The organism is Bacillus sp. JJ1521 (genome assembly GCF_036965165.1).
Classification (GTDB): domain Bacteria; phylum Bacillota; class Bacilli; order Bacillales; family Bacillaceae_L; genus Ferdinandcohnia.
This window is the reverse complement of record NZ_JBALOX010000267.1, coordinates 7,435-8,180: the sequence shown is the minus strand read 5'-3', so window position 1 is coordinate 8,180 and position 746 is coordinate 7,435. Positions and strand designations below refer to the sequence as shown.

The window sequence follows — 746 nt, the reverse complement described above, 5'->3', positions numbered from 1 at the left end:
GGCGCCTGGAACTAGACACGAATAAACGTTAAAAACGTTTTAATTAAGATTCTTAATCGACAATTTTGGCTACTTTTAAGATATTAGGTAGGGTAGATAGTTCATCTAAAACCTGCCCGTCGATGTTTTGATCCACTTCAATTGTCATAAGAGCCTGCATCCCTTTTTCTTTCCGCGCCACTTCCATATGCCCGATATTGATGGCGTATTTTGCAAGCACATTCGCAACACCTGCAATCGAACCATAGCGGTCATTGTGGACAACAAGAATAGCTGGATGATTTCCAGATAAACGAAGCTGAAATCCATTTAATTCAGTGATTTCAATTTTTCCGCCACCTATAGAAATACCAACAAGCTCCAATTCTCCTTCATTATCACCAATGGAGATTCGAGCTGTATTAGGGTGTTCAGGAATCGCTTCTTCTTCAATGAACTTAATCTGCATACCTGCTTCGTTGGCGATTTCCAATGATGTTTTAATTCTTTCATCAAATGTGTCAAAATCAAGAAGACCACCAATGATTGCAACGTCTGTCCCGTGACCTTTATACGTTTCGGCAAATGACCCATAGAAGGAGATGTTTGCCCATTTTGGTTCTCGACCAAACAAGCTTCTTGCAACCCGCCCGATACGAGCTGCCCCTGCAGTATGTGAGCTTGATGGACCAATCATAACCGGACCAATAATATCAAAAACACTTCTAAACTTCATCATTCTTCCCCCTACTTAATCAAATGCGCCT

At 41.2% G+C, this 746-nt stretch carries 1 protein-coding gene; it reads right to left on the bottom strand.

The window, feature by feature from the left end; translation table 11 throughout:
- Positions 1 to 52: 52 nt before the first annotated feature.
- Positions 53 to 715, bottom strand: a complete 663-nt coding sequence (gene sdaAB / locus V7147_RS24415; RefSeq protein ID WP_335370388.1) for an L-serine ammonia-lyase, iron-sulfur-dependent subunit beta — start codon at positions 713 to 715, stop codon at positions 53 to 55.
- Between the last annotated feature and the right edge of the window lie 31 nt (positions 716 to 746).